This window comes from Clostridium fessum (assembly GCF_003024715.1).
GTDB lineage: Bacteria > Bacillota > Clostridia > Lachnospirales > Lachnospiraceae > Otoolea > Otoolea fessa.
Genome location: NZ_PYLO01000033.1, coordinates 1 through 613, shown reverse-complemented (window position 1 = coordinate 613; position 613 = coordinate 1). Strand labels below are relative to the sequence as shown.

Here is a 613-nt window from a genome sequence, read left to right as displayed (position 1 = left end):
CAGGATCTACCCCGGCGAAAGCAGTAAGGGCTCCTTTATGTGTAAATCTGGTTATATCACCGATCTCAGCCATAAGCTGTGGACCAAGAGATGGACCAATCCCTTTAAACTGCATAACAATCGGGTACTCTGGAAGTTTTGAGGCGGTTTCATTCATGAGAATGCGTATTGTTTCGACGGTAGCGGAAGTGCTGTTAAGCTGAGCGATAGCTTGTCTAATGATGCGTTTGGTTATTTCGTTTTTAGGAAATACCGGGACAAGTTCCGTTGCCTTGGTATAAATTTCTTCGGCTTTCGATTTATTGAAGATATATTTTTTTTGCTTGCACCAGTTTTGATAGTGTTTAACAAAAGAATTTAGAGACATTTTACGAACGCAATCTACATGCCAATACGTATAGACAAAATCAACCCATTTTTGGGAGCCATCACTGCGGGGTGGACTATTAAAATAAGTATTTGCATTTGGGTATGTCTGGTCAATGAGATTAATAAGATTATTTTTCATAGCCGTTTTTTGTTTCACATAGAAATGAAACTGACGATTCATGGCCTTTAGTTGTGTGCGCAATTCATCCACAATACTATATGGTTTAAGATTTTGCCATTTGTT

Annotated in this window: 1 protein-coding gene; it reads right to left on the bottom strand. The window is 38.7% G+C overall.

Annotation, left to right across the window (positions count from 1 at the left end; translation table 11 throughout):
* Window positions 1-613 (bottom strand): transposase (locus C7U56_RS15415; RefSeq protein ID WP_146143936.1); only part of this gene is annotated, 613 nt, incomplete at both ends.